The organism is Acinetobacter sp. YH12021 (assembly GCF_013420145.1).
Lineage (GTDB): Bacteria > Pseudomonadota > Gammaproteobacteria > Pseudomonadales > Moraxellaceae > Acinetobacter > Acinetobacter towneri.
The window spans coordinates 1-19908 of record NZ_VOYT01000013.1 but is presented as its reverse complement, the minus strand read 5'-3'; the positions used below and the strand labels follow the sequence as shown (position 1 = coordinate 19908).

Sequence of the window (19908 nt, the reverse complement as noted above, 5' to 3'; positions counted from 1 at the left end):
ATCAGGATGATTGAATAGGAGTAAGAATATGAATAACAATGCAATGGAAAAAATCGAAACCGTTTCAATTGATGAACTCCGTAGCGTCCAGCTGGAGCGAATGAAAAAAACGCTACAGCATGCCTACCAGAACAGCCCGGTCTATAAAAAGAAGTTTGATGAAGCAGGTGTCCATCCTGATGATTTCAAATCTCTGGAAGACTTGGCCAAGTTCCCGTTTACCACCAAGAAAGATTTACGAGACAACTATCCATTTGGCATGTTTGCTGTACCGCAGGAGCAGATTGTTCGTGTGCATGCTTCTTCAGGCACCACCGGCCAGCCAACCGTGGTCGGTTATACCCAGCAGGATATTCAGACCTGGTCGGATGTGGTGGCACGTTCACTGCGTGCTGCGGGTTTGAGCAATAAAGATACCATCCAGGTGTCTTATGGTTATGGTCTGTTTACCGGTGGTCTGGGCGCACATTATGGTGTAGAACGCTTGGGTGCTACTGTTATTCCAATGTCAGGTGGTCAGACTGAGCGTCAGGCACAGCTCATTCATGATTTTAAACCGACAGCATTAATGGTTACACCATCTTACTGCCTGAATATTATTGAAGCACTGGAAAAGAAATTTGGCACAGCCAAAGACTGCTCGATTAAAACCGGTATTTTTGGTGCCGAGCCGTGGACCAATGAAATGCGCAAGGAAATTGAAGAGCGTCTGGGCATTGATGCGCTGGATATTTATGGCCTGTCCGAAGTGATGGGACCGGGTGTGGCCATGGAGTGTCTGGAAAGTAAAGATGGCCCAACCATCTGGGAAGATCATTTCTATCCGGAAATTATTAACCCGGAAACTGGTGAAGTGCTGCCAGATGGAGAACTGGGCGAGCTGGTCTTTACCACCATCACCAAAGAAGGTATGCCAGTGATCCGTTATCGTACCCGTGACCTGACCCGTCTGTTGCCAGGCACGGCACGCACCATGCGTCGTATGGACAAAATCGTTGGACGCAGCGATGATATGATGATTATCCGCGGTGTGAACGTGTTCCCGTCACAAATTGAAGAGCAGATTTTGCATATTCCTCAGCTGATTCCGAATTATCAGATTAATATTTGTAAACAGGGACACCTCGACACATTGCATATTCAGGCAGAAATGCGTAAAGATACCAATGATGTCATGGCGCACCAGTTGGCCGGGCAGTTAAAAGCCCAGATTAAAACCATGGTGGGTATTAGCGTGACAGTGGATGTGTTGCCGGAAGGCAGCCTGCCACGTTCAGAAGGTAAGGCGCAGCGGGTATTTGATATCCGAAAGTCTGCATAGCTTCGGTGGATGATTAACTCTGGTTAATCATCCTTAAACATGTATAAGGTATGAACTCATCGCAATGAATCCAAAATTAAAACAAAGTATTGAGGATTTTATTCAGAAAGAAGCCCTGAGTGGAACTTCGCTGATTATGACGGTATTTGGTGACTGTATTTTTCATCGTGGTGGCATTATCAGTCTGGCCAGCCTGATCCAGCTGATGGATGTGTTTGGTCTGAATGAGCGTTCAGTACGTACAGCGGTGTTTCGTCTGGTACAAAATGGCTGGCTGGTGTCGGAAAAAATTGGCAGGACCAGTTATTACCGCATTACCGAAAACAGCAGTCAGCGCTTTATTATGGCGGACCAGAAAATTTATAGCTTTCAGCACAAGGAATGGGACCAAAAATGGGATCTGGTATTGCTCAGTTCTGTCGAGCTGGAAAATAAGGCCATTTTAAAGAAAGAACTGGAATGGCTTGGTTTTGCCAATATTGCCACCAATGTTATGGCTTATCCGAGCTGTGATCATCTAAAACTGCAGAATCTGCTGCTCAATCTGCAAATGACCGATCAGGTGGTGATTTTTAAAGCCGAAACCTTGCAGTTATGGCAGGAGTCATATCCAACCATTAAACGCATGGTGGCAACCAACTGGCCAGTGCCTGAGCTGCATCAGCGTTATGAAAAATTCATGGGCGATTTCCGCGAATTTCTGAATCTGATCGATGCTGAACAAGAACTGGATCCGGTGCAGGCCTTTCAGATCCGGATTTTGCTGATTCATCAATATCGCCGGATTTTGCTGAAAGATCCGAACCTGCCGTTTGAATTGCTGCCATCGGACTGGTTATCGCTGAATGCGCGTAACTTAAGTAGCAACTTGTATCAGCGTGTAGTCAGTGCTGGAGAAGAATTCTTTATGGAGCTGGCGCGTACTTCGGAAGGTTCGATGCCACCGGCACATCCGCAATTCTTCAAGCGTTTTGGCGGTATTAAAATAGAAGAACCCAGCTCATTGGTTTGAGCTTATTCATGCTGCTTCCTTGTCCAGTGGGGTGGAGAAGCGTTCAGTCCGCTTATTTTAAAGGAATAAAATATGCCGTGTTACTCCATTGATGGTGTGATTCCTGTGGTGCATCCACAGGCCTATGTGCATCCAACCGCTGTACTTATTGGTGATGTGATTATTGAAGCCGGAGCTTATATCGGGCCATTTGCTGCGTTACGTGCCGACTTCGGCCGGATTCATATCCAGCAGAATGCCAATGTACAGGATTCCTGTACGGTGCATGGTTTTCCGGACAGTGTGACGCTGGTGGAAGAATATGGTCATATTGGTCATGGTGCGATTTTGCATGGCTGCATTATTCGCAAAAATGTCCTGGTCGGTATGAACAGCGTGATTCTGGATGAGGCGGAAATTGGTGAAAATACCATTATTGGCGCCAACAGTACCGTGAAAGCCAAAGCCCAGATTCCGGCCAATGTGCTGGCACTTGGCAGTCCGGCCAAGGCGGTACGACCACTGGAAGAGAAGGAAATTGCCTGGAAACGGCATGGCACCCAGCAATATATTGAACTGACTGCGCGCTGTCTGAATAGTATGCAGGAGGTTGAGCCATTGCCTGAACAATCTGCCTCACGCCGTAGCTATCGTGATTTTTCCGCCGAGCATGTGATTAAAAAACAGGCTTAATTGTTTGACATCCTCACCTCCCTAAACGGAGGTGATTCCTACTGCTAGACGCTTATGCCCAAGCGCAAGAATGTTTAGAGCAGAGTTCTTATCTCTATCGTGAACTGTACCGCAGTTCACACACCCCCATTCTCTTATTCCAAGTCCTGTTCTACCTTTCGGACTGCTTGTAGTGATCTCTTGATTTTTAAATAAATATCAAAGTCTAAAATAGTCAAAAATAATACTTTCGCAAGAGATACCGTCTGAAACGTCAAGCAAATTATTGAGAATTCATGCTCAATAATCCGCTTGATAAGGTTGTTGGTGTTTGAGTACACCATAACAAAGATGAACCAACTTCCTCATCGCAGCTCCAATCGCCATCATTTTGGTTTTACCATTGGCCAATAATCTTTCATTCATCCCTCTAATGTGGGGATTATGCCGAGTTGCGACAATGGCTGCCATATATAAACCGGCACGTATTTTGGAAGAGCCCGCTTTGGATAAACGGCTTCTGCCATGAATGGAGCTACCTGATTGCTTTTGAATGGGGACCAAGCCAACAAAGGCGGCCGCTTGACTAGCGCTTTCAAAAGTATGGCTGCGCAAGAAACTGAGCATTAATAAACTGGTTCGATCTGCAATAGCTGGAATACTGCTGAGCAGTTCTTTATCATTTCTTAAATCAGGATTCTGATCGATATGAGCATCAATTTGCTGGTCGATACCCTGAATGTGCTTGTTTAACTGCCTAATACTCTTATGGATAGACTGAAGTACAGGTTCCATCGTGAAGGTAGACTCTGCTTTTTCCAAACGATTCTTTTCACGTTGTAAATCTTCACAAAGCACAGCTCTTCTATCTAGCAAAGCATTCAGAAATTGAATAGGTTGGGGTAAAGGTTGCCAAAAATGTAGATCGGCAGTCATCGCAAATCGAGCTAGAACTTCACTATCCACCTTGTCTGTTTTATTTAGCTTAGACATACTCTGAGCAAAATATCGAGCTCTGGCAGGATTGGTTACACAGACTTGATAGTCCGCATCAAATAAATATTTAGCCAAGAGTTCATGATAAATAGATGTGGCTTCCATTAAGATAATGGTCTGCGTAGAAGTTGCAGCATGCTGCTTTAGCCAGGTTTGAAGTTGCTCAAAACCTTTTGGTGTATTTGAAAAAGTTTTGGTTTTCTTTTTACTTGCAGAATTTTCTAAAATTAAACAGCAATCAATTTTAGCTTTAGCAACATCAATACCAAGATAAAACATAATCTTTACCTGCTTTATTTATCCAATTATTGTTTTAGCATAACCACCGTCTTTTCTTGTGAATACAGCATCAAAGTGCTTAGTTACCGTCCAGAGTTGTGCAAGTGGTTAGGGCAAATTGTAGGTTTTATCTCTTTCACAGACTAAAAGTCTTAGGTCTATTACAAACTCTACAATTTGCATATAGTGGAAGCTAATCACTACAAGCTCCAAGATACAAGGTCTATTGTGTCATTTCCTGATATTCAAATTACAATTTTAAGAGACGTTGTAAGTGGTTTTATTTTAAACACTTGATGTTATAAAACTTTAAGCTGTCTTGTCTTAATGTTCTGTCAAAGTAAAATGCTATTGAAAATCAGTAGGTAAATAAAGAAATAAGTTTACTTTCTTAGTGCTTATTTTACCTATGGTTTTAAAATAAAGTTGCATGATTAGCTAAATTAATAAGAATTTGGGGTAAGCGCGATGTTAGATTGGCAAAAGTGGAAATATGAAAACCGCTATAAAATTCAACATATCGTGGGGTATGAAGAAAAATTTGTAGACGAAATACTCAGCCAAATTCCTGAAATTACCCCTGATGATGTTATTGCTCAATTCCCTTTTAAGGATAACAAGTCAGGAAATCGATATATCGATTTTATGATCCTGAATGATGCGAAGGGTTATAAACTGCCAATTGAGCTGGATGGTTATGCAAAAATTAATAACAAGGGCTATGAAAAATTTAACGATTTCTTAGAGCGTCAAAACGATCTGATTCAGCAATTTGGTATTGTATTACGTTATACAAATAAAAAAGCCTTTCAAGAACAGAATGTGGTCATTGATGAGATTCGTAGAGCATTGCAGGTTCAGGCGAATCATCAAGTCACTGCAGATTCAAAACAGAAGCAAATTCAAAAGCTGATACAAGAGTATGAAGCTAAGATTGCTGAATACGAAAAATTAAAGCTTAAAGAACACACGACTCAATCTCCAAACGTAAATAATGGACTAAGCCAAGTTCGCAGTGGTTTAGAGATGTTTAAGCAAAACCATACACAAGAGATTAAAGAGTTTCGAAAAGAGCTTACAGATATTAAGGGCAGGCATGATGAGCAATTAGGCTCAGTGAAAAAAGAAATGCAAAAGCATATCTATATCGCTGTCGGTTTGATTGCTAGCATTGCATTAGGGGCTATTTTTTATCTTCAGTCAAATAGAACGATCCCAAATAATGAAACTATGGCTTTTAAAACTGCTTCGAGCTATTCAGAGCAGTCTGCACAGCCCAATCACGAACGTAGTCAGTCATACATTCAATCATCAAATAGTACACAGTACGTTGGTCAAACCAAAACGGTATGTGGGCAGGTTGTGCAATATAAAAAATTCTCAAAAGGGGTCTATTTGAACTTTGACCGTCCTTATCCGAATCCGACATTTACTGCTGTGATTTGGCAAAATAATTCGCATATTAGCCAACAGCTTCAAGATATAGAAAATAAGACACTTTGTATTCATGGGGTTATTGAAGAGTACAAAGGTAAACCTCAGATGGTTTTAAGTTCAATGGATCAAATAATTTAAAGAGAAATCCGATGCTTGATTTTGTAATTGGTCTTGCTATTTTCGTGGGGATTCTAATTGTTTTAAGTATTTGTAACTTCTTTTCTGAAACCTATGCACAGGTCAAAGAAAAAGAAAGGTACGATCTTGAGCAACAGAAAAAGAAAGATGAGTTGGTTCTAGAAACGCAGAGAAAGAAGCTTGAGCAGGAATTAGAGCTAAGAAAGCAAGCAGGACTTGATCCACACTTCCAAGAGCAAGATCGTAAGATCAAAAAATACAAAGCGATAGTGATCAGCTTGGTAGCATTCTTGGTTTTGCTAGTTTTTTATCTTCTATTTTTCAAGAACGAACCAACTACTGTATTAGATAATGGAGCATCTTTGATAGATCCAGAGATAAATGAATCTGCATTAGATGAGTCGGTGGTCAGTGAGCAAAAGCAGAATTTACCAGACCGCTATGTACCAGTGATAAGCAACGATGTACAGGTGGAAAGTAATCATGCTACAAGCTTTGAGCCGATTGAAGAGCCGGTTATGGTTGATGATTTCGATGTAAGGCCAACTTATGAAAATGGTGATAGTCAACCCACAGCACCATATAGTCGAATTGGTGTAGAAAACGTGGGTTTGTATGTTGGCGAGAATAGAACTGTATGTGGAGTAATAAGTCAGATTTCACAAACTGCACAAGCTACATATCTAAACTTTGGTGGCAGTTTTCCTAAACATAAATTCAGTGCAGTGATTTGGTCAATTCAAGCAACACCTTTTACAGAAGGTAGCAATATTTGTGTATCAGGATTAATTGACCGCTATAAAGGAATTCCTCAAATAGTTATAGACTCGATGGAAAATCAGATCTCAATTAATTAATTTTTGAAGAGGGAAAGAGATGTTTAAAAAAATCCTAGCGATGTCAGTATTATCTTTAGCAAGCGCTCATAATTTTGCACAAGAGTTAAAAATTGAAGCGATTAAAGCCCCATTCCATGTTGGAAAAAGTGTAATGGCGTGTGGTCAATTGGCAGAAGTTAAGCATTTCGATAATCGTCACTATCTAAATTTGGATAAAAAATATCCTAATCAGACGCTTACTCTTTTAGTGTGGGATGATAACTATCGATGGTTTGAAGAACGTTTTGGTCGTATTGATAATATGGTGGGGAAGCGTTTCTGTGCTCGTGGCACTATTGAAGAATACAAAAACAACCTGCAAATGAAGGTCAATAATCCTCAGTTTTTACGTTTAATGAAATAGTAAATAGGGATCTGATCACTGCATAGTGAAAGCTATGCAGTTATGCAGTTATGCAGTTATGCAGTGTATGTGCATTTTATTTTTTTAGATGTAGCCAGTCAGGATGAATCACTAGCTCTTTAACATCGCGACTGTGTTTATTACGATAGTTGTACTGTGGCTTTTTTACCTTCCACAAGTTTGATTCGTGTAAAGAAACCTTGATTTACAATAGCCACGAACATCTCCAACTCGCTTACTTCTAAAGCACATTTTTCAGGGTCGGGATGCTTTAAAACACGAGCTGAACCACTAGCTCAAATTCTGAAATTTAACTGCTTTGTCTTTTCATTCTCTTGCATGACGGGATAAAGTTTCTCCCCGTTCACAGTTAGAAAATAAAAGCCCGATATTGGCAATAGTCACCAACATAATTTACATTAAATTGTATAAATTGCTGTGTATATAAGTACAATAAAATAAACAACTTACGTTTTTTTCCAAATTCGTTTAATTTGTTCAGCATGATGCTCATCATGTAGATCTCGTTTCGCTCGATGTTCTGGATTGTCAGCGAGATCTAAAGTTCGGTAATAGGTTGAAGCTGCGATCGGTAAAATCCTACAAATCGCATCAACACCATATCGATCTTTATTGTTATAGATGAAATCCACCATTATTTGTGTGGGCGGTCGAGCTCCGTCTGGGCGAAAAAAGCAGCTGCTTTACGTAGAATCTCATTGGCGCGTTGCAGTTCTTTATTTTCGCGTTCGAGTTGTTTGATACGTTCTTGGTCTGAAAGCTGCTGTACTTTAACTGGATTTTGTTTATCTAAATATTTTTGATACCAAACACGTAGTGTTTCAGGAGTACAGCCAATCTTGGGAGCAATTGCTGTGATTGCAGCCCAATTCGATGGATAATCTTTTTCGGATTCAATCAATAATTGAACCGCTCTTTCTCTGATTTCAGGGGTATATTTTAATTATGTCATCGGGATAGTCTCTCAGAATATTGACTCTCCGACAAACCCGGTACGGTTCATTACGCATGCTACACCAGCATCGACTTATGCCCATATTTGTCATCGTGATGCTGAAAATGACATAGCATCCCAATTAGTACCAAGTTCGCAAGGTGATACCTATCAGCGTTATAACGTCAAATTAAAAGATGGGGTTGATGTGATTCTAGGCGGGGGTAAGCGTCAATTTCTGCCGAAAGATCAAGGGGGAGAACGGATAGACCAACGGAATTTGATCGCAGAAATGCAACAAGCAGGCTATCGAGTGGTCTATGATCAAACTCAACTCTCCCAGATGAAGTTAGGAAAGAATGAAAAATTATTGGGTTTGTTTAATACTAGCCATTTAAATTATGACTTAGATCGAACCAAAAAAAACTTGCCTGAACCTAGCTTAAAGCAAATGACGTTGGCCGCTTTGGACATTCTAACCCAAAATAAAAATGGTTTTTTCCTGATGGTTGAAGGGGGACGTATAGACCATGCTTTACATGACACCAATGCTAAGCGTGCATTACAGGATACAATTGCCCTAAACGAGGCTTTGGATGCAACCATTAAAAAACTTCGACAAAGTGACCCTGAATTAAAAAATACCTTGATTGTGATAACTGCAGATCATGATCACACTCTAATTTTAAATGGCTATGCCAAGCGTACTGGAAAATATGTACAAGGTCAGGAAACCAGTGTACTAGGTTTGGTTAAAAACTATGATCGTGCGGGTTTTGCCAAAGATATTCATGGACAACCTTATCCGATTATTGGTTTTGGTACGGGCAAAAAGCGTCCGACACAAAATCGGATGGATGACCTAGTAATCAATTTGAAAGACAGTGATATCTGTCATCCAGTACAGGGTCCACAACCTAAACAAGGTGAGAAATATAGTTTTACTTATCCTTTGAGTGAAACTGGTTGGTGTACGGGAGCTGCTGCGGATGATTTCCAGCAAGAAGCCGTGATTCAGACAGGTTTTAAAGATAAAGAAACACATGGCGGGGCTGATGTTTTCTTGGAAGCCATAGGGCAGGGAGCAGAGCAATTCTCGGGCAGCTTAGAGAATGTTAAAGTGAACCATCTGATTCGCAAGATCACAGGCTTATAAGTAGAGGGATATCCAATGAATAGTACATTAAAATAACACTAAATATAAAAAAAATGAAAGAATAATTTACTAAGTTATTGTTTTTAAGTTGATCCTTGTTTTATATGGGGGTGATAATAACTTCTGATTACTAGTTTTTACCTTAAATATACCGATTGAAAGATTCATTTAAAGGCTATAAATACATGAGTTTTACAGTTTGGCTAGGTCAGCATGAGTACTTTTCACAAGATTTAAGATCGACCATGAACGTGATTAAGTTATAGGGGATTGATGAAATAGTTTTTATGAATTTCTGGCTTTCTGGGCTGATTTTATCAAATTCATGTCTATGCAAAATTGCGACATATTTCTCGTGCTGGTAGTTATCCAGAGTTTGGTCTGCATCTATCCATAGTGCAGACCTTTTTTTGGTGACAGTTTTTTCTTAGTGATTTTCGATCTGGATGTAGTGATTTCACGTTTGCAGAATATATCTTGGCGGTGATCCATCTAATATTCGTGATTATAAAGAGAGCTAATTCACAGGTTCTACAGATTATGTAGCGACTAACTATATCAAAGTCTATTTGCAGTTGATGGTTGGCGCTTAGTTTATATTTACGCTTAGGTTTCAGTTAAAAAATCAATATTCTGTTGAATCCGTGATTGAATCATCTGTAGGGTAGATTCTCGAATTTGATGGGGATACAGGCGCTGCGCAATTTGACTAAATTGAAGTGCAATTTCACGCATGGTCAAGATGATCTCATCGACTTCTAGAGTAGTCAGATTAGCTTCTGAAGTACCGAGTTTATGTATGTCATTTCGGGAAATATTGAGCGCTTCTCCCATAATGTCCATTTGATGATAACCACCTGGACCCTCGCAGAAGGTCACATCATAGGCTGGAGCCAATTTCCATTGACCATTTTTCTCCATGAGAAATGAAAAGTTCTTAGTATGGTCATCCCGATTATTGAAAAGCACATTAAACACAGCACGTTTAAAAGCATGCAATCTTTCTCGTACATCTTGCGTACACATCAAGGTTGCCCGGAGAAAATTGCGATAGTCTAGGCTACCTGGAACTTTATAGTCTGCTCCTGTATATGCAGCCAAACTCTGCATTGGAATCCGCATACCATTTTGACGATCGAATCGTTTAGAAGCAAAAGCCGTTAAACCATTGGGCAAATTAAAGAAATGGGTATCTGGAGTCTCAATTGCACAAAGTCGCAAACATTCTGCATAGACGGCTTCAATGGCGCAGACTTCAGGATGCTCTTGCTGAGCAGGAAACTTAATCAGCCAGGCTTCATGTTGATCAGAATCTTGAGTCGAAAACTCTAAATTGACAGGATCTCGGTAAACCAACGCTTTTGGTCTGGCACCTTGAGGGGAGCCACCCATGACCAATAAATGCTGTAGAAATTCACCACCTTCACCTTTGAGTACTTCTTGAACTTCCTGGGCCAGTTGTTGTAAAGGGATATTTTCTGAGGTTTGCATGTCAGCAACACAAGGTTCAAAGGAGAGGGCACCCATTGCGTGACTACTAATATAGGTCAGACGCTCCAAAGGTCCAATTCGTGCTGAATTTAAGCCAATTTTTTTGAAATATCGATCCATCAACATCATGCCCCAACCATCTGGTAAAGCGTCATAGACTGGACCTGGGAGTCCCATTTGATGAGTAGGAAAACCTTGTCTGAATGGTAGACCTTTTAAAGGCAGCAAGTAAGAAGAGAGCTCAACACCTTGCTGTATTGCTTCTGGACTATATTCAAAAGCAATGGTGGGTCTACCTGTCGTGGCTGTTGAACTAATCAGCGTTCCCCATAACCATGATTCGCCCCAACCGTTGTAATAAACATTAAGTCTATTGAGCATTATCCCTTCCTCTTAATACGGTGGCGCTTACTTTGACTCTCATAGCGAAGAATGTCATTCACACTGTTAAGCTGAGGTTTAAATAGTTCCTGAAGTTCGTTTAATCGACCCAAGACCATTGCAATACGGACTAAATTTTCAACAGATACATTTCGTCCCGCTTCAAGATTCGAAACTGTATTCACGCCGACACCAGCGCGTGCTGCTACCTCAGCTTGAGACATCTCCAGAAAGAGTCGTTGCTTACGTAAACGCTCACCTAAAAGAGTCACAACTTCTTCTGGTTTAGTGAAATATAAATCCATTAAATTGGGTCTTAAGAATGAATAATTTAATTAAATCACAAAATAATGGAATTAATCTATAGCTATAGTGTGGCTAAGGAGGGCTTTGTTGCACAGCACATCAGAAGGGTAGGTATAGTCCTTGGGTATCGGTTACAGAAAATCATCAGGATGTACTTTGACTGATTGTTGATACGGAGATTTCAGTATTTTCATTTTTCCTAATAGGTCACATTACTTAGAAAGGGTTCTTCGAAAATTAGTTCATACTTTAAAAATCCTATAAATATTGAGGATATTTTCTTAATGCTTTCAATATAGCATGCGGCTATATGTAACTCGAACGGGCTTAATCTGCCTTTCAGTATAAATTTTTTGGTTCTTTGCACTTTAGCGTGAAGATTGTTACGATATGGACTCATCCATGAGATAACCCGCACATGAGCGCTACCAAGAAAGCAGACAAGTAAGCCGCAGCAACCTTCGTTTTCGGTTGTTGCGGCGTTCTCAAGAACCTAGTTGCTCTGCAAGAGCGCCGCCAAATTCTTAACTTAAGGAGATGGCTTCGTGCGCTCAAAAGATTTTTCTTGGCGGTATTCTCTTCCCGCCACGCTATTGCTGTTATCACCATTCGATTTGCTGGCGTCACTGGGCATGGATATGTACCTGCCCGTGGTGCCTTTCATGGCGGATGCACTTGGGTCCGGTGCAGGGACGATCCAGCTGACGTTGACGGCATACCTGGTTTTGCTTGGAGCCGGACAGCTTCTCTTCGGCCCACTGTCGGATCGGCTGGGTCGCCGCCCCGTTTTACTTGGTGGCGGGATTGCCTATATTGCGGCTTCATTCGGCCTCACCGTAGTTTCATCGCCAGAACTTTTTCTGAGCTTCCGCGTTCTTCAGGCCTGCGGCGCTTCGGCATGTCTCGTTTCCACTTTCGCGACGGTACGCGACATCTATTCGGGCCGTGAGGAAAGCAACGTCATCTATGGCTTGCTCGGCTCTATGCTTGCGATGGTTCCTGCGATAGGCCCACTGCTAGGAGCGCTGGTCGACGCGTGGCTCGGATGGCGCGCAATCTTCGGCTTGCTAGGGATGGCAATGATAGGCGCTGTTATCGCAGCCTGGCGACTCTGGCCAGAGACTCGGCGGCACCGGACGGCAGACCTACAGTGGTCGCAGCTATTGACTCCTGTGAAACACCTGAACTTCTGGCTGTACACGCTCTGTTACAGCGCGGGGATGGGCAGCTTTTTCGTCTTTTTCTCGACCGCCCCCTGGCTAATGATGGGGAGGCAAGGGTTATCGCAACTTAGCTTCAGCTTGCTATTTGCTACAGTGGCCATCGCTATGATGGCTACAGCGCGAATCATGGGACGACTGATTCCCCGGTGGGGAAGCCTGAAGACCTTACGAGTGGGAATGGGGTGTCTGATGGCGGGAGCGCTGTTGCTCGCTGTTGGCGAGACATTGGCACCGGTCTCGGTGCTTGGCTTCATCGCCCCGATGTGGCTCGTGGGTGTTGGTATCGCCACTGCGGTATCGGTGGCACCCAATGCCGCTCTTCGAGGTTTCGATCATATCGCTGGGACCGCTACAGCAGTCTACTTCTGTTTGGGTGGACTACTGTTAGGGATTATCGGGACACTCATTATTACGCTTTTATCGACTGGTACCACCTGGCCGATCATCGCTTATTGCCTCATCCTCGCAACAGCAGTGCTTTGTCTGTCCTGCATCAATCCCAACAGACGCCATCTCAGCCAAGAAGAACATGATGCCTTGGCGCTACAAGGCACCGATAGCGCGCAATCGGTCCATGATCATGACTAGCGCTGATGTTTGGAGCCTGTTCTGGAAGGGCTTTTCGCCAGCGTCTCATGGGCTTCTAGATGAACAGACTTTGCTGATCCGTCTTACACACGACGAGGAGCATACGCCAATTTGTAGCCGATGCGATTGCCCTTGTTTCCTGGTACATGACATCAATTGGCGCCGAGTTCGCGAGTCACCAATTATGCAGTATCGCGTCGAGTTGGATGTACCTGTGCGGCGGCTGCGTTGTCCACAATGCGGTCCAACCAGAGAGCGGATCGATTGGCTACCACCGCGCTCCCGTATTACGCAATCATTGCGCAACTGGATTGAGAAATTAGTACAGATGCTGCCCGTCAGTCATGTTGCCAATCTTTTGGGCTTGCATTGGCATACAGTCAAGACTATTGACATGGAGCGGCTCAAACGTGATTTGCACGAGCCAGATCGAAGTCGATTGCGCCGCCTGATGATGGACGAATTCGCCTTGCACAAGGGTCATCGCTACGCCACGGTGGTCGCCTGTGCCGACACCCAGCAAGTGGTGTGGATTGGCGAGGGCCGCTCGCGTGAGGCGATCCGGCCGTTCTTCGAGTGGTTAGGCGATGCCCGGAACCAGATCGAGGCAGTGGCCATGGACATGAACTCAGCCTTCGATCTTGAAGTGAAGGCCCAGTGCCCCAACGCGGTGGTGGTCTACGACCTGTTCCATGTGGTGGCTAAGTATGGCCGCGAAGTGATGGATAGAGTGCGAGTTGATCAGGCCAATCAACTGCGAGATGACAAGGTCGCCCGCAAGGTGATCAAAAGCAGCCGTTGGATACTGTTACGCAATGCTGACAACCTTGAGCCCGAGCAGGCGGTCAAGCTGGACGAACTCCTGGCCGCCAATGCGTTCTTGACTACGGTGTACGTGCTCAAGGACCAACTTAAGACGCTATGGTTTGCGGAAAGCGAGACGACGGCCAGAAGCGCCTGGCGGGAATGGGCCGGCATGGCCCTCGGTAGCGGAATTGATGCTTTGGTACGATTTGCCAAGAAGCTGGAGCCATATATGGAGGGTATCGTTTCCAGTGCCCTCCACCGGCTGAACACCAGCGTGCTGGAGGGCATGAACAACCGGATCAAAGTCATTAAGCGGATGGCCTATGGATACCGCGACACGGACTACTTCTTCCTCAAGATCCGTGCTGCATTTCCCGGCAAAGTGCGATGAACTAATTTTTTGGGCGTGAGAGGGGAGAGGTGTGAGGGCAAGCAATTTATATCGTGGATACTTCTAAATTACTTATGTAATAGAAGGTGGTAAACATGGATTTAGAGGTAATAACACTAAATATAAAAAAATTGGAAGAATAATTTATTAAATTATTGTTTTTATGTGGTTATTGGTGATGTTATGAATAATAATAACTTTTTTCTTGATGAATTTTACCTAAAAAAATTGATCAGATAATTTTCTTTAAATGTCATGCATACATAAATTTGACAGTTTGAAGGGATCGGTATGTGCATTTTTCACAAGGTTAAAGATCGACCATAAATGTGATAAACGGCAGAGGATCATTGAAAAATGAATGGATTTAAACACTACATGTATGCACGAAAAAAAGTATCGCTGCGGTTCTGCTGACAGGCTGTATTGAGCATTGAATGCAAATGATGTAGTAATTGTCTACAGGCTATAGGACCAGCATGAAGAAGAATGAAATGTAGTTGCCAATTTATAACCTTGGTTGAAAAGCATAGCATTGTTATTCGGAGAAGTGAGGTAAGCCATCCTTCTCTTATTCATTTAAAATGATTCTTACTCAACTGATCTCGACTCATGGGCTGGTTCCAATTAGACGGATAATAACTTCCATCCCCTTGTTAGCGGCAATGTAAAAATGACCCCCCAACAGCATTTGAAAATTGACCCCCTTGGTTAATATAGTGGTCTTTTTGGACTGCTCAACATGTTAACTTTGGAGCAAGCAGTGACAATCCAAATACTTCATCAACAAGGTCAATCTATTAAGGCAATTAGCCGCGAACTCGGTATTTCTAGAAATACTGTGCGTAAATATTTACGATCTCAAGTAACACCTAAATATCAACGAACACAATCTAAAGTGAGTATTCTTGAGCCTTATAAACCGTATTTAATCAAACGTGTAAATGCCGCCGATCCAGAATGGATACCGGCTGCAGTGTTGTATCAAGAAATCTTGCAAAAAGGCTACACGGGGAAAATTAGAACACTACAAAATTATCTCAATACATTAAAGCCAACTAAACAACCAGAGCCGATTAAGCGATTTGAGACTCAACCAGGTCAACAAATGCAGGTTGATTTCACAACAATTCGACGTCATCACACCACATTAAAAGCATTTGTTGCAACTTTGGGATACTCTAGAGCAACCTTTGTTAAGTTTTATGATCATGAACGTTCTGATGCATGGATTGATGGCTTAGAAAGTGCTTTTCAGTTCTTTGGTGGTGTTCCTAAAGATGTATTATTTGATAATGCTAAGGCCATTATCATTGAACGTGATGCTTATCAAGATGGTCAACATCGCTGGAATGCTAAATTACTTGATTGTGCTAAGAAATATAACTTCCGAGCACGTGTTTGTAAGCCATATCGTGCGCAAACAAAAGGTAAAGTAGAACGCTTTAATAGTTATTTGAAATCAAGTTTTATCGTGCCATTAAAAGCAAGTTTAAAGGTGGTTGACCTTAGCTTAGATGTTGATATGGCAAATGCCTATATTGGTCGATGGCTTAGTGAAACAGCAAATCAACGCATTCATGCAACAACTAAAGAAAAACCAAGTACTCGTTTGCTTGAAGAACAACAATTTTTTTCTTCATTACCTTTATTTAATGATGGTTCTAAAAAATCTGTAATTGATGATGTTAGCCCATCATCACTCATACCTCATGAGAGTGTTCAACACCCCTTATCAATCTATGATGAATTACTGGAGGTTTCTTAATGAATTTACAGTATGAGCGTATTGAACAGCTTTGCCGTCAGCTTGGTCTACAAACAGTGGCATCACAATGGTCACATCATGCACAACAAACCTTAGCAAAGGATGGCAGTTATGCAGATTTCGTTGAAGCTATGCTATTACATGAATACACAGCCAAGCAGCAACGTAGTCAACAGATTCTTTTACAACTTTCAGGTCTTACTCAAATCAAAACGTTGGAGGCTTATGATTTTAATTATGCTTTAGGTGCTCCAAAGTCGCAGTTGCTTGAACTATTTAATTTAAGCTTTATTCCAAGAGCTGAAAATGTTGTATTTATTGGTGCAAGTGGTGTTGGGAAAACACATCTATCAATGGCTTTAGGCTATAAGGCAATTATGAATAATATTAAGACTAAGTTTATTACTGCAGCTGATTTAATGTTGCAACTTAGCCTAGCTTATCAACAAGGTAAATTAAAAAACTACATGCAACGTGTTGTACTTGCTCCAAAGTTATTGATTATCGATGAAATAGGATATTTACCATTTGGTCGTGAAGAAGCAAATTTATTTTTTAATGTTATTGCCAAGCGCTATGAAAAAGGCAGTACGATTTTGACCAGTAATTTACCATTTAGCCAGTGGTCTAAATCATTCGCAGATGATGTTACTTTGACAGCAGCAATGTTGGATCGTTTATTACATCATTGTCATGTTGTACAAATATCTGGGGAAAGTTATCGTCTAAAAGATAAAAAGAGAGTAGGAATTCAACCACAAATTGAGTCTTAATAAATCATCAAAGGGGTCAATTTTACTTTGCTGTTTTAAGGTAAAAGGGGTCAGTTTTAAATTGCCGTTGACACCCTATCTTTTTCTTACCACATTTCTTGCATTTAATCCCTTCTTTGGAGATTTGATTCAGCATCACTGTTGTCGGTTGAATCAAATCAATGACATAGTTCGTTGGTTCAGGAAAAGCAGAAGAGGCTGCTTTATTGCAAAAGAGAACATTCGGATCAAATGGATTGGATTGCACAAAAGCCATGATACAGCCACAGAGTAATTCACCTGCATGTAATCTGTAACATCCATTCAGGTCATCAGACGAAGATTAATCTGAAATTTAAGCACTAAACACCATAAATCTATGTATGGGCAGACTTTTTTGAGACATATGTTGATAAACATGCGGCAAGTTACATTGCTTAAAAGTCTATCTAAGTTAACGATCTATTCAATTCTGGATAAGTAATCTGAATATTACGATCCTAAATTACCCGAAGAGTATTAAGATTTCTAAGAATCGTGATTGTTGGTTTATTTGGGAAATTAATCAGTGGATTGAAGCAAAGATGATGGCTCATTAAGGATTGTGGGCTTCGACTACTTAAATTTTAGGTATTTTGAATAAAGCATATTTCAAAAATCTTAATTAATGGATTTAAATTACCATAAAAACCTTCAATATTGGCTTGAATCCATTGTTGTTGAGAGTCAATGCGAGACCAATCAATACCATAACCACAATGAGCAATCAGATGCTCAAAGAAAATCCGTTGTGTACGTCCATTACCTTCACGGAATGGGTGTATGACATTAAGCTCACAATACAAGTCGGCAAGTTGAGGAATCAGTTGTTGTGGTGCTAAGCCTTGAAAGTATTTTTTTTCTTGAAGCGGTTTGAGTAGTTTATTGGTTTCAATTTCAATACGGGAAAAATTACAAAAACGGGTGTCACCTTTGGAAATATCGATTTGTCTTAACTTTCCTGCCCAGTCGTATAAGTCGCCAAAGAGCTGCGCATGAATTGATTTTAAGTATTGTAAGTCGTAAGGTGGTTCAGCATATTCAATTAAGTTACTTGCCAATCCAGACAGTTCTAGTTCAGCTTGTTCTAAAATTTGTTCATCACGAATATTGAGTTTGTTCTTTAGGATATTTGTGCCAGGGTAACAATACAGGCTGTCACCCATTTCCCCATATTTATCCATACATGCACCTGACTAAGATTCGGGTTGCGAATACTTCTTATATTTTTGCAAGATTTCAGCTTTACTTTGTTGAGTTGTTTGAGCTGTCGTTGTAATGCCTTCAAGCTTTAGGCTGGCTTGATAGTTTTGCGAACGTGTCGCTTGAATATATTTTCTTTTCTGTTCAGTGGTTCTGAGCATTTCGAAACTCCATTGATGCTACACGTGAAGTAAGTATAGCAGAGAATCTTTTTGATCAATGCTGCATACACAGCATTTCTAAAATGTAATACAACGGTATTGTTTCATGTAATAACAGAAAACTAAAAAAAAGTGGAAGAATTCTTAAAATTTAGACCACCCATGATAAGTAAACCATATGTATTTGTTGATAATTGTAATTTTGAGAAAATTTAGTTGATAAATTAAATGAATTTTAATATACAAAGATATGCTCATTTTTTATATCGATAAAAATGTTAAAATTTGACTATTTAGTAAAAAATATAGAGATATTTATGGGGCAATTTATCATGCCCTTTTGCTTTGAGCGACAAAATGTTCAATTTAAGATAGTAAAAATTAACTCAGAACTACTGAAAATCAAAAAGATTAAACAGAGCCAGAAAGTAGTAGTACAAGCAAAGTTCAAAATAATCTATGTGAAAATTTGGCAAAAAATATTGCTATTAATGCAAACGGAGCCAGGCTTACGTGTGCATTCTAATTATGTTGCAATCTTACAGTTGATACATAATCTTGATGATTTTATCGAAAAATCACAACAACACTTGTGCTTTGAAAGAAAAGCTCAGAAAGAACTGGATGCTAAATTTTTTGCAAGATTTTTTAAGCTAACAAAGAATTCAATAAAGGATCAACTTTTACCAAATCGTTCTGATCACAATGAATTTAAACAATGCAACGTGATAAAAATATTAAGCGAAAATGAATATGCCAAACATTGAAACACAAGAGCAATTCTTAGATTTAGCAGAAAAATATCAACAAGATTATTGTCTATTACGTGATGATATTGTAAATACACAATTTGTCGATCTATCAGATGATTTGTATAAAGATGTCTACGCTCTATACAAATTAGCACAACAAATTTATAGCTATATATCAGGCTCCAGACAGATCGGTAAGTATTCTTTTTTAGCTGCTGTGAGTTTTTTTGCATGTCCAGATTCTAGTAATACACAAGAGCTGTCATCGCAACGTTATTTGATTCTACAAGCGAGTTTTTTAACATATCGGCAGTATCAAGAATTTGCAAAAATTGATAAAGCTGAGAATAAGCAAAAACATGTTTGTGACCTATTACGCTATGTCTCACGATATGTGCTGGTGATGTGTGCTGAATTAGCAGGAGACTGAACCGTACCGGGTTTGTCGGAGACCACTTTTCTTGAGAGAATGTCCCGATGAAAAAAGTAAAATACACCCCTGAAATCAGAGAAAGAGCGGTTCAATTATTGATTGAATCTGAAAAAGATTATCCTTCTACTTGGGCTGCAATCACAGCTATTGCACCTAAGATTGGTTGTACTCCTGAAACATTGCGTGTTTGGTATTTAAAGCATATGGATCAACTAAATCCTGCCAAAGTACAACAGATATCTGACCAAGAAAAAATGAAGCAAATGGAACGTGAAATTAAAGAATTAAAACGTGCCAATGAAATTCTACGTAAAGCAGCCGCTTTTTTCGCCCAGGCGGAGCTCGACCGCCCACACAAATAATGGTGGATTTTATCCAGAACAATAAAGATCGATATGGTGTTGAAGCGATTTGTAGAATTTTACC

At 40.8% G+C, this 19908-nt stretch carries 17 protein-coding genes, 5 pseudogenes and 2 other annotated features; of the genes and pseudogenes, 14 read left to right on the top strand and 8 right to left on the bottom strand.

From position 1 onward, the window contains the following. Positions 1–28: 28 nt before the first annotated feature. From paaK to FTT91_RS10490, 3 genes are all read left to right on the top strand, one after another. Positions 29–1321 (top strand): phenylacetate--CoA ligase PaaK, encoded by a 1293-nt coding sequence (paaK, locus tag FTT91_RS10500; RefSeq protein WP_180169388.1) that lies wholly within the window; start codon positions 29–31, stop codon positions 1319–1321. Positions 1322–1385: 64 nt separating this feature from the next. Further along, positions 1386–2333 (top strand): phenylacetic acid degradation operon negative regulatory protein PaaX, encoded by a 948-nt coding sequence (gene paaX / locus FTT91_RS10495; RefSeq protein ID WP_180169372.1) that lies wholly within the window; start codon positions 1386–1388, stop codon positions 2331–2333. A 72-nt stretch (positions 2334–2405) separates the two neighbouring features. Further along, positions 2406–3005: a gamma carbonic anhydrase family protein gene (locus FTT91_RS10490; RefSeq protein WP_180169371.1), complete on the top strand. Its 600-nt coding sequence runs from the start codon at positions 2406–2408 to the stop codon at positions 3003–3005. Between the two features lie 21 nt (positions 3006–3026). On the opposite strand, the pseudogene FTT91_RS10485 reads toward FTT91_RS10490, so the two are convergent. Both FTT91_RS10485 and FTT91_RS10480 read right to left on the bottom strand, forming a co-directional pair. After that, positions 3027–3185 (bottom strand): annotated as a pseudogene (locus FTT91_RS10485) (zinc ribbon domain-containing protein); the annotation flags it as partial. A 99-nt stretch (positions 3186–3284) separates the two neighbouring features. Beyond that, positions 3285–4259 (bottom strand): IS110 family transposase, encoded by a 975-nt coding sequence (locus FTT91_RS10480; protein ID WP_150378074.1) that lies wholly within the window; start codon positions 4257–4259, stop codon positions 3285–3287. Between the two features lie 468 nt (positions 4260–4727). Here FTT91_RS10480 and FTT91_RS10475 point away from each other — a divergent pair, with 468 nt between their 5' ends. From FTT91_RS10475 to FTT91_RS10465, 3 genes are read left to right on the top strand one after another with little or no spacing between them, the layout of a single operon-like run. Next, a complete protein-coding gene (locus FTT91_RS10475) occupies positions 4728–5834 on the top strand; it encodes a hypothetical protein (protein ID WP_180169370.1) in 1107 nt (368 codons plus the stop codon). Between the two features lie 11 nt (positions 5835–5845). Next, entirely contained in the window at positions 5846–6691 is an 846-nt protein-coding gene (locus FTT91_RS10470) for a hypothetical protein (protein WP_180169369.1), read from the top strand. 19 nt (positions 6692–6710) lie between these two features. Continuing rightward, a complete protein-coding gene (locus tag FTT91_RS10465; RefSeq protein WP_180169368.1) occupies positions 6711–7076 on the top strand; it encodes a hypothetical protein in 366 nt (121 codons plus the stop codon). Between the two features lie 470 nt (positions 7077–7546). Here the strand turns inward: FTT91_RS10465 and FTT91_RS10460 are convergent. Continuing rightward, positions 7547–8022: pseudogene (locus FTT91_RS10460) on the bottom strand (IS3 family transposase); the annotation flags it as partial. Then, positions 7658–7774, bottom strand: a sequence feature (AL1L pseudoknot). (Overlaps the previous pseudogene by 117 nt.) 76 nt (positions 8023–8098) lie before the next feature. Here FTT91_RS10460 and FTT91_RS10455 point away from each other — a divergent pair. Continuing rightward, positions 8099–9187: pseudogene (locus FTT91_RS10455) on the top strand (alkaline phosphatase); the annotation flags it as partial. A 606-nt stretch (positions 9188–9793) separates the two neighbouring features. Here the strand turns inward: FTT91_RS10455 and FTT91_RS10450 are convergent. Further along, positions 9794–11059 (bottom strand): type II toxin-antitoxin system HipA family toxin, encoded by a 1266-nt coding sequence (locus tag FTT91_RS10450; protein WP_000934717.1) that lies wholly within the window; start codon positions 11057–11059, stop codon positions 9794–9796. Beyond that, positions 11059–11364, bottom strand: coding sequence for a helix-turn-helix domain-containing protein (locus FTT91_RS10445; protein ID WP_000366814.1), 306 nt, complete (start codon positions 11362–11364; stop codon positions 11059–11061). The genes FTT91_RS10450 and FTT91_RS10445 overlap by 1 nt, the downstream gene beginning before the upstream one ends. Positions 11365–11910: 546 nt before the next feature. On the opposite strand from FTT91_RS10445, the gene cml reads away from it, so the two are divergent. From cml to istB, 4 genes are all read left to right on the top strand, one after another. Further along, entirely contained in the window at positions 11911–13176 is a 1266-nt protein-coding gene (gene cml, locus FTT91_RS10440; RefSeq protein ID WP_020753574.1) for a CmlA/FloR family chloramphenicol efflux MFS transporter, read from the top strand. Continuing rightward, positions 13169–14374, top strand: coding sequence for an ISL3 family transposase (locus tag FTT91_RS10435; RefSeq protein WP_020753573.1), 1206 nt, complete (start codon positions 13169–13171; stop codon positions 14372–14374). Before cml ends, FTT91_RS10435 begins: the two co-directional genes overlap by 8 nt. 742 nt (positions 14375–15116) lie before the next feature. Beyond that, positions 15117–16142, top strand: coding sequence for an IS21-like element ISEc57 family transposase (gene istA / locus FTT91_RS10430; protein WP_021545039.1), 1026 nt, complete (start codon positions 15117–15119; stop codon positions 16140–16142). Continuing rightward, positions 16142–16915 (top strand): IS21-like element ISEc57 family helper ATPase IstB, encoded by a 774-nt coding sequence (gene istB / locus FTT91_RS10425; RefSeq protein ID WP_001053381.1) that lies wholly within the window; start codon positions 16142–16144, stop codon positions 16913–16915. The genes istA and istB overlap by 1 nt, the downstream gene beginning before the upstream one ends. 22 nt (positions 16916–16937) lie before the next feature. Here the strand turns inward: istB and FTT91_RS10420 are convergent, their stop codons facing one another. From FTT91_RS10420 to FTT91_RS10410, 3 genes are all read right to left on the bottom strand, one after another. Further along, entirely contained in the window at positions 16938–17171 is a 234-nt protein-coding gene (locus FTT91_RS10420; RefSeq protein ID WP_180169367.1) for a hypothetical protein, read from the bottom strand. A 349-nt stretch (positions 17172–17520) separates the two neighbouring features. Then, positions 17521–18117 carry a putative adenosine monophosphate-protein transferase Fic gene (locus tag FTT91_RS10415; RefSeq protein WP_179990952.1) on the bottom strand — a complete coding sequence of 199 codons (597 nt, stop codon included), beginning with the start codon at positions 18115–18117 and terminating at the stop codon, positions 17521–17523. A gap of 12 nt (positions 18118–18129) precedes the next feature. After that, the gene (locus tag FTT91_RS10410) at positions 18130–18297 is read right to left on the bottom strand and encodes a YhfG family protein (protein ID WP_000946583.1); all 168 of its coding nucleotides are present in this window, start codon (positions 18295–18297) and stop codon (positions 18130–18132) included. Positions 18298–18572: 275 nt separating this feature from the next. Between FTT91_RS10410 and FTT91_RS10405 the strand changes: the two genes are divergently transcribed. The 3 genes and pseudogenes from FTT91_RS10405 to FTT91_RS10395 all read left to right on the top strand — a co-directional run. Beyond that, entirely contained in the window at positions 18573–19064 is a 492-nt protein-coding gene (locus tag FTT91_RS10405; protein ID WP_227591027.1) for a hypothetical protein, read from the top strand. Next, positions 19051–19449, top strand: a pseudogene (locus FTT91_RS10400) (hypothetical protein); the annotation flags it as partial. The gene FTT91_RS10405 and the pseudogene FTT91_RS10400, both read left to right, overlap by 14 nt. 77 nt (positions 19450–19526) lie before the next feature. After that, positions 19527–19908: pseudogene (locus FTT91_RS10395) on the top strand (transposase); the annotation flags it as partial. Next, positions 19802–19908: a sequence feature (AL1L pseudoknot), on the top strand. This feature is flagged as partial in the annotation. It overlaps the preceding pseudogene by 107 nt.

Excerpts from the sequence above, each read along its gene's own strand:
- FTT91_RS10480 (WP_150378074.1), bottom strand. The coding sequence starts at position 4,259 with ATGTTTTATCTTGGTATTGATGTTGCTAAAGCTAAAATTGATTGCTGT.
- FTT91_RS10405 (WP_227591027.1), top strand. The coding sequence starts at position 18,573 with ATGTTAAAATTTGACTATTTAGTAAAAAATATAGAGATATTTATGGGG.
- FTT91_RS10420 (WP_180169367.1), bottom strand. The coding sequence starts at position 17,171 with ATGGCTTTTGTGCAATCCAATCCATTTGATCCGAATGTTCTCTTTTGC.
- FTT91_RS10490 (WP_180169371.1), top strand. The coding sequence starts at position 2,406 with ATGCCGTGTTACTCCATTGATGGTGTGATTCCTGTGGTGCATCCACAG.
- FTT91_RS10450 (WP_000934717.1), bottom strand. The coding sequence starts at position 11,059 with ATGCTCAATAGACTTAATGTTTATTACAACGGTTGGGGCGAATCATGG.
- FTT91_RS10415 (WP_179990952.1), bottom strand. The coding sequence starts at position 18,117 with ATGGATAAATATGGGGAAATGGGTGACAGCCTGTATTGTTACCCTGGC.
- FTT91_RS10410 (WP_000946583.1), bottom strand. The coding sequence starts at position 18,297 with ATGCTCAGAACCACTGAACAGAAAAGAAAATATATTCAAGCGACACGT.
- FTT91_RS10465 (WP_180169368.1), top strand. The coding sequence starts at position 6,711 with ATGTTTAAAAAAATCCTAGCGATGTCAGTATTATCTTTAGCAAGCGCT.
- FTT91_RS10475 (WP_180169370.1), top strand. The coding sequence starts at position 4,728 with ATGTTAGATTGGCAAAAGTGGAAATATGAAAACCGCTATAAAATTCAA.
- istB (WP_001053381.1), top strand. The coding sequence starts at position 16,142 with ATGAATTTACAGTATGAGCGTATTGAACAGCTTTGCCGTCAGCTTGGT.
- FTT91_RS10435 (WP_020753573.1), top strand. The coding sequence starts at position 13,169 with ATGACTAGCGCTGATGTTTGGAGCCTGTTCTGGAAGGGCTTTTCGCCA.
- paaK (WP_180169388.1), top strand. The coding sequence starts at position 29 with ATGAATAACAATGCAATGGAAAAAATCGAAACCGTTTCAATTGATGAA.
- FTT91_RS10445 (WP_000366814.1), bottom strand. The coding sequence starts at position 11,364 with ATGGATTTATATTTCACTAAACCAGAAGAAGTTGTGACTCTTTTAGGT.
- paaX (WP_180169372.1), top strand. The coding sequence starts at position 1,386 with ATGAATCCAAAATTAAAACAAAGTATTGAGGATTTTATTCAGAAAGAA.
- FTT91_RS10470 (WP_180169369.1), top strand. The coding sequence starts at position 5,846 with ATGCTTGATTTTGTAATTGGTCTTGCTATTTTCGTGGGGATTCTAATT.
- istA (WP_021545039.1), top strand. The coding sequence starts at position 15,117 with ATGTTAACTTTGGAGCAAGCAGTGACAATCCAAATACTTCATCAACAA.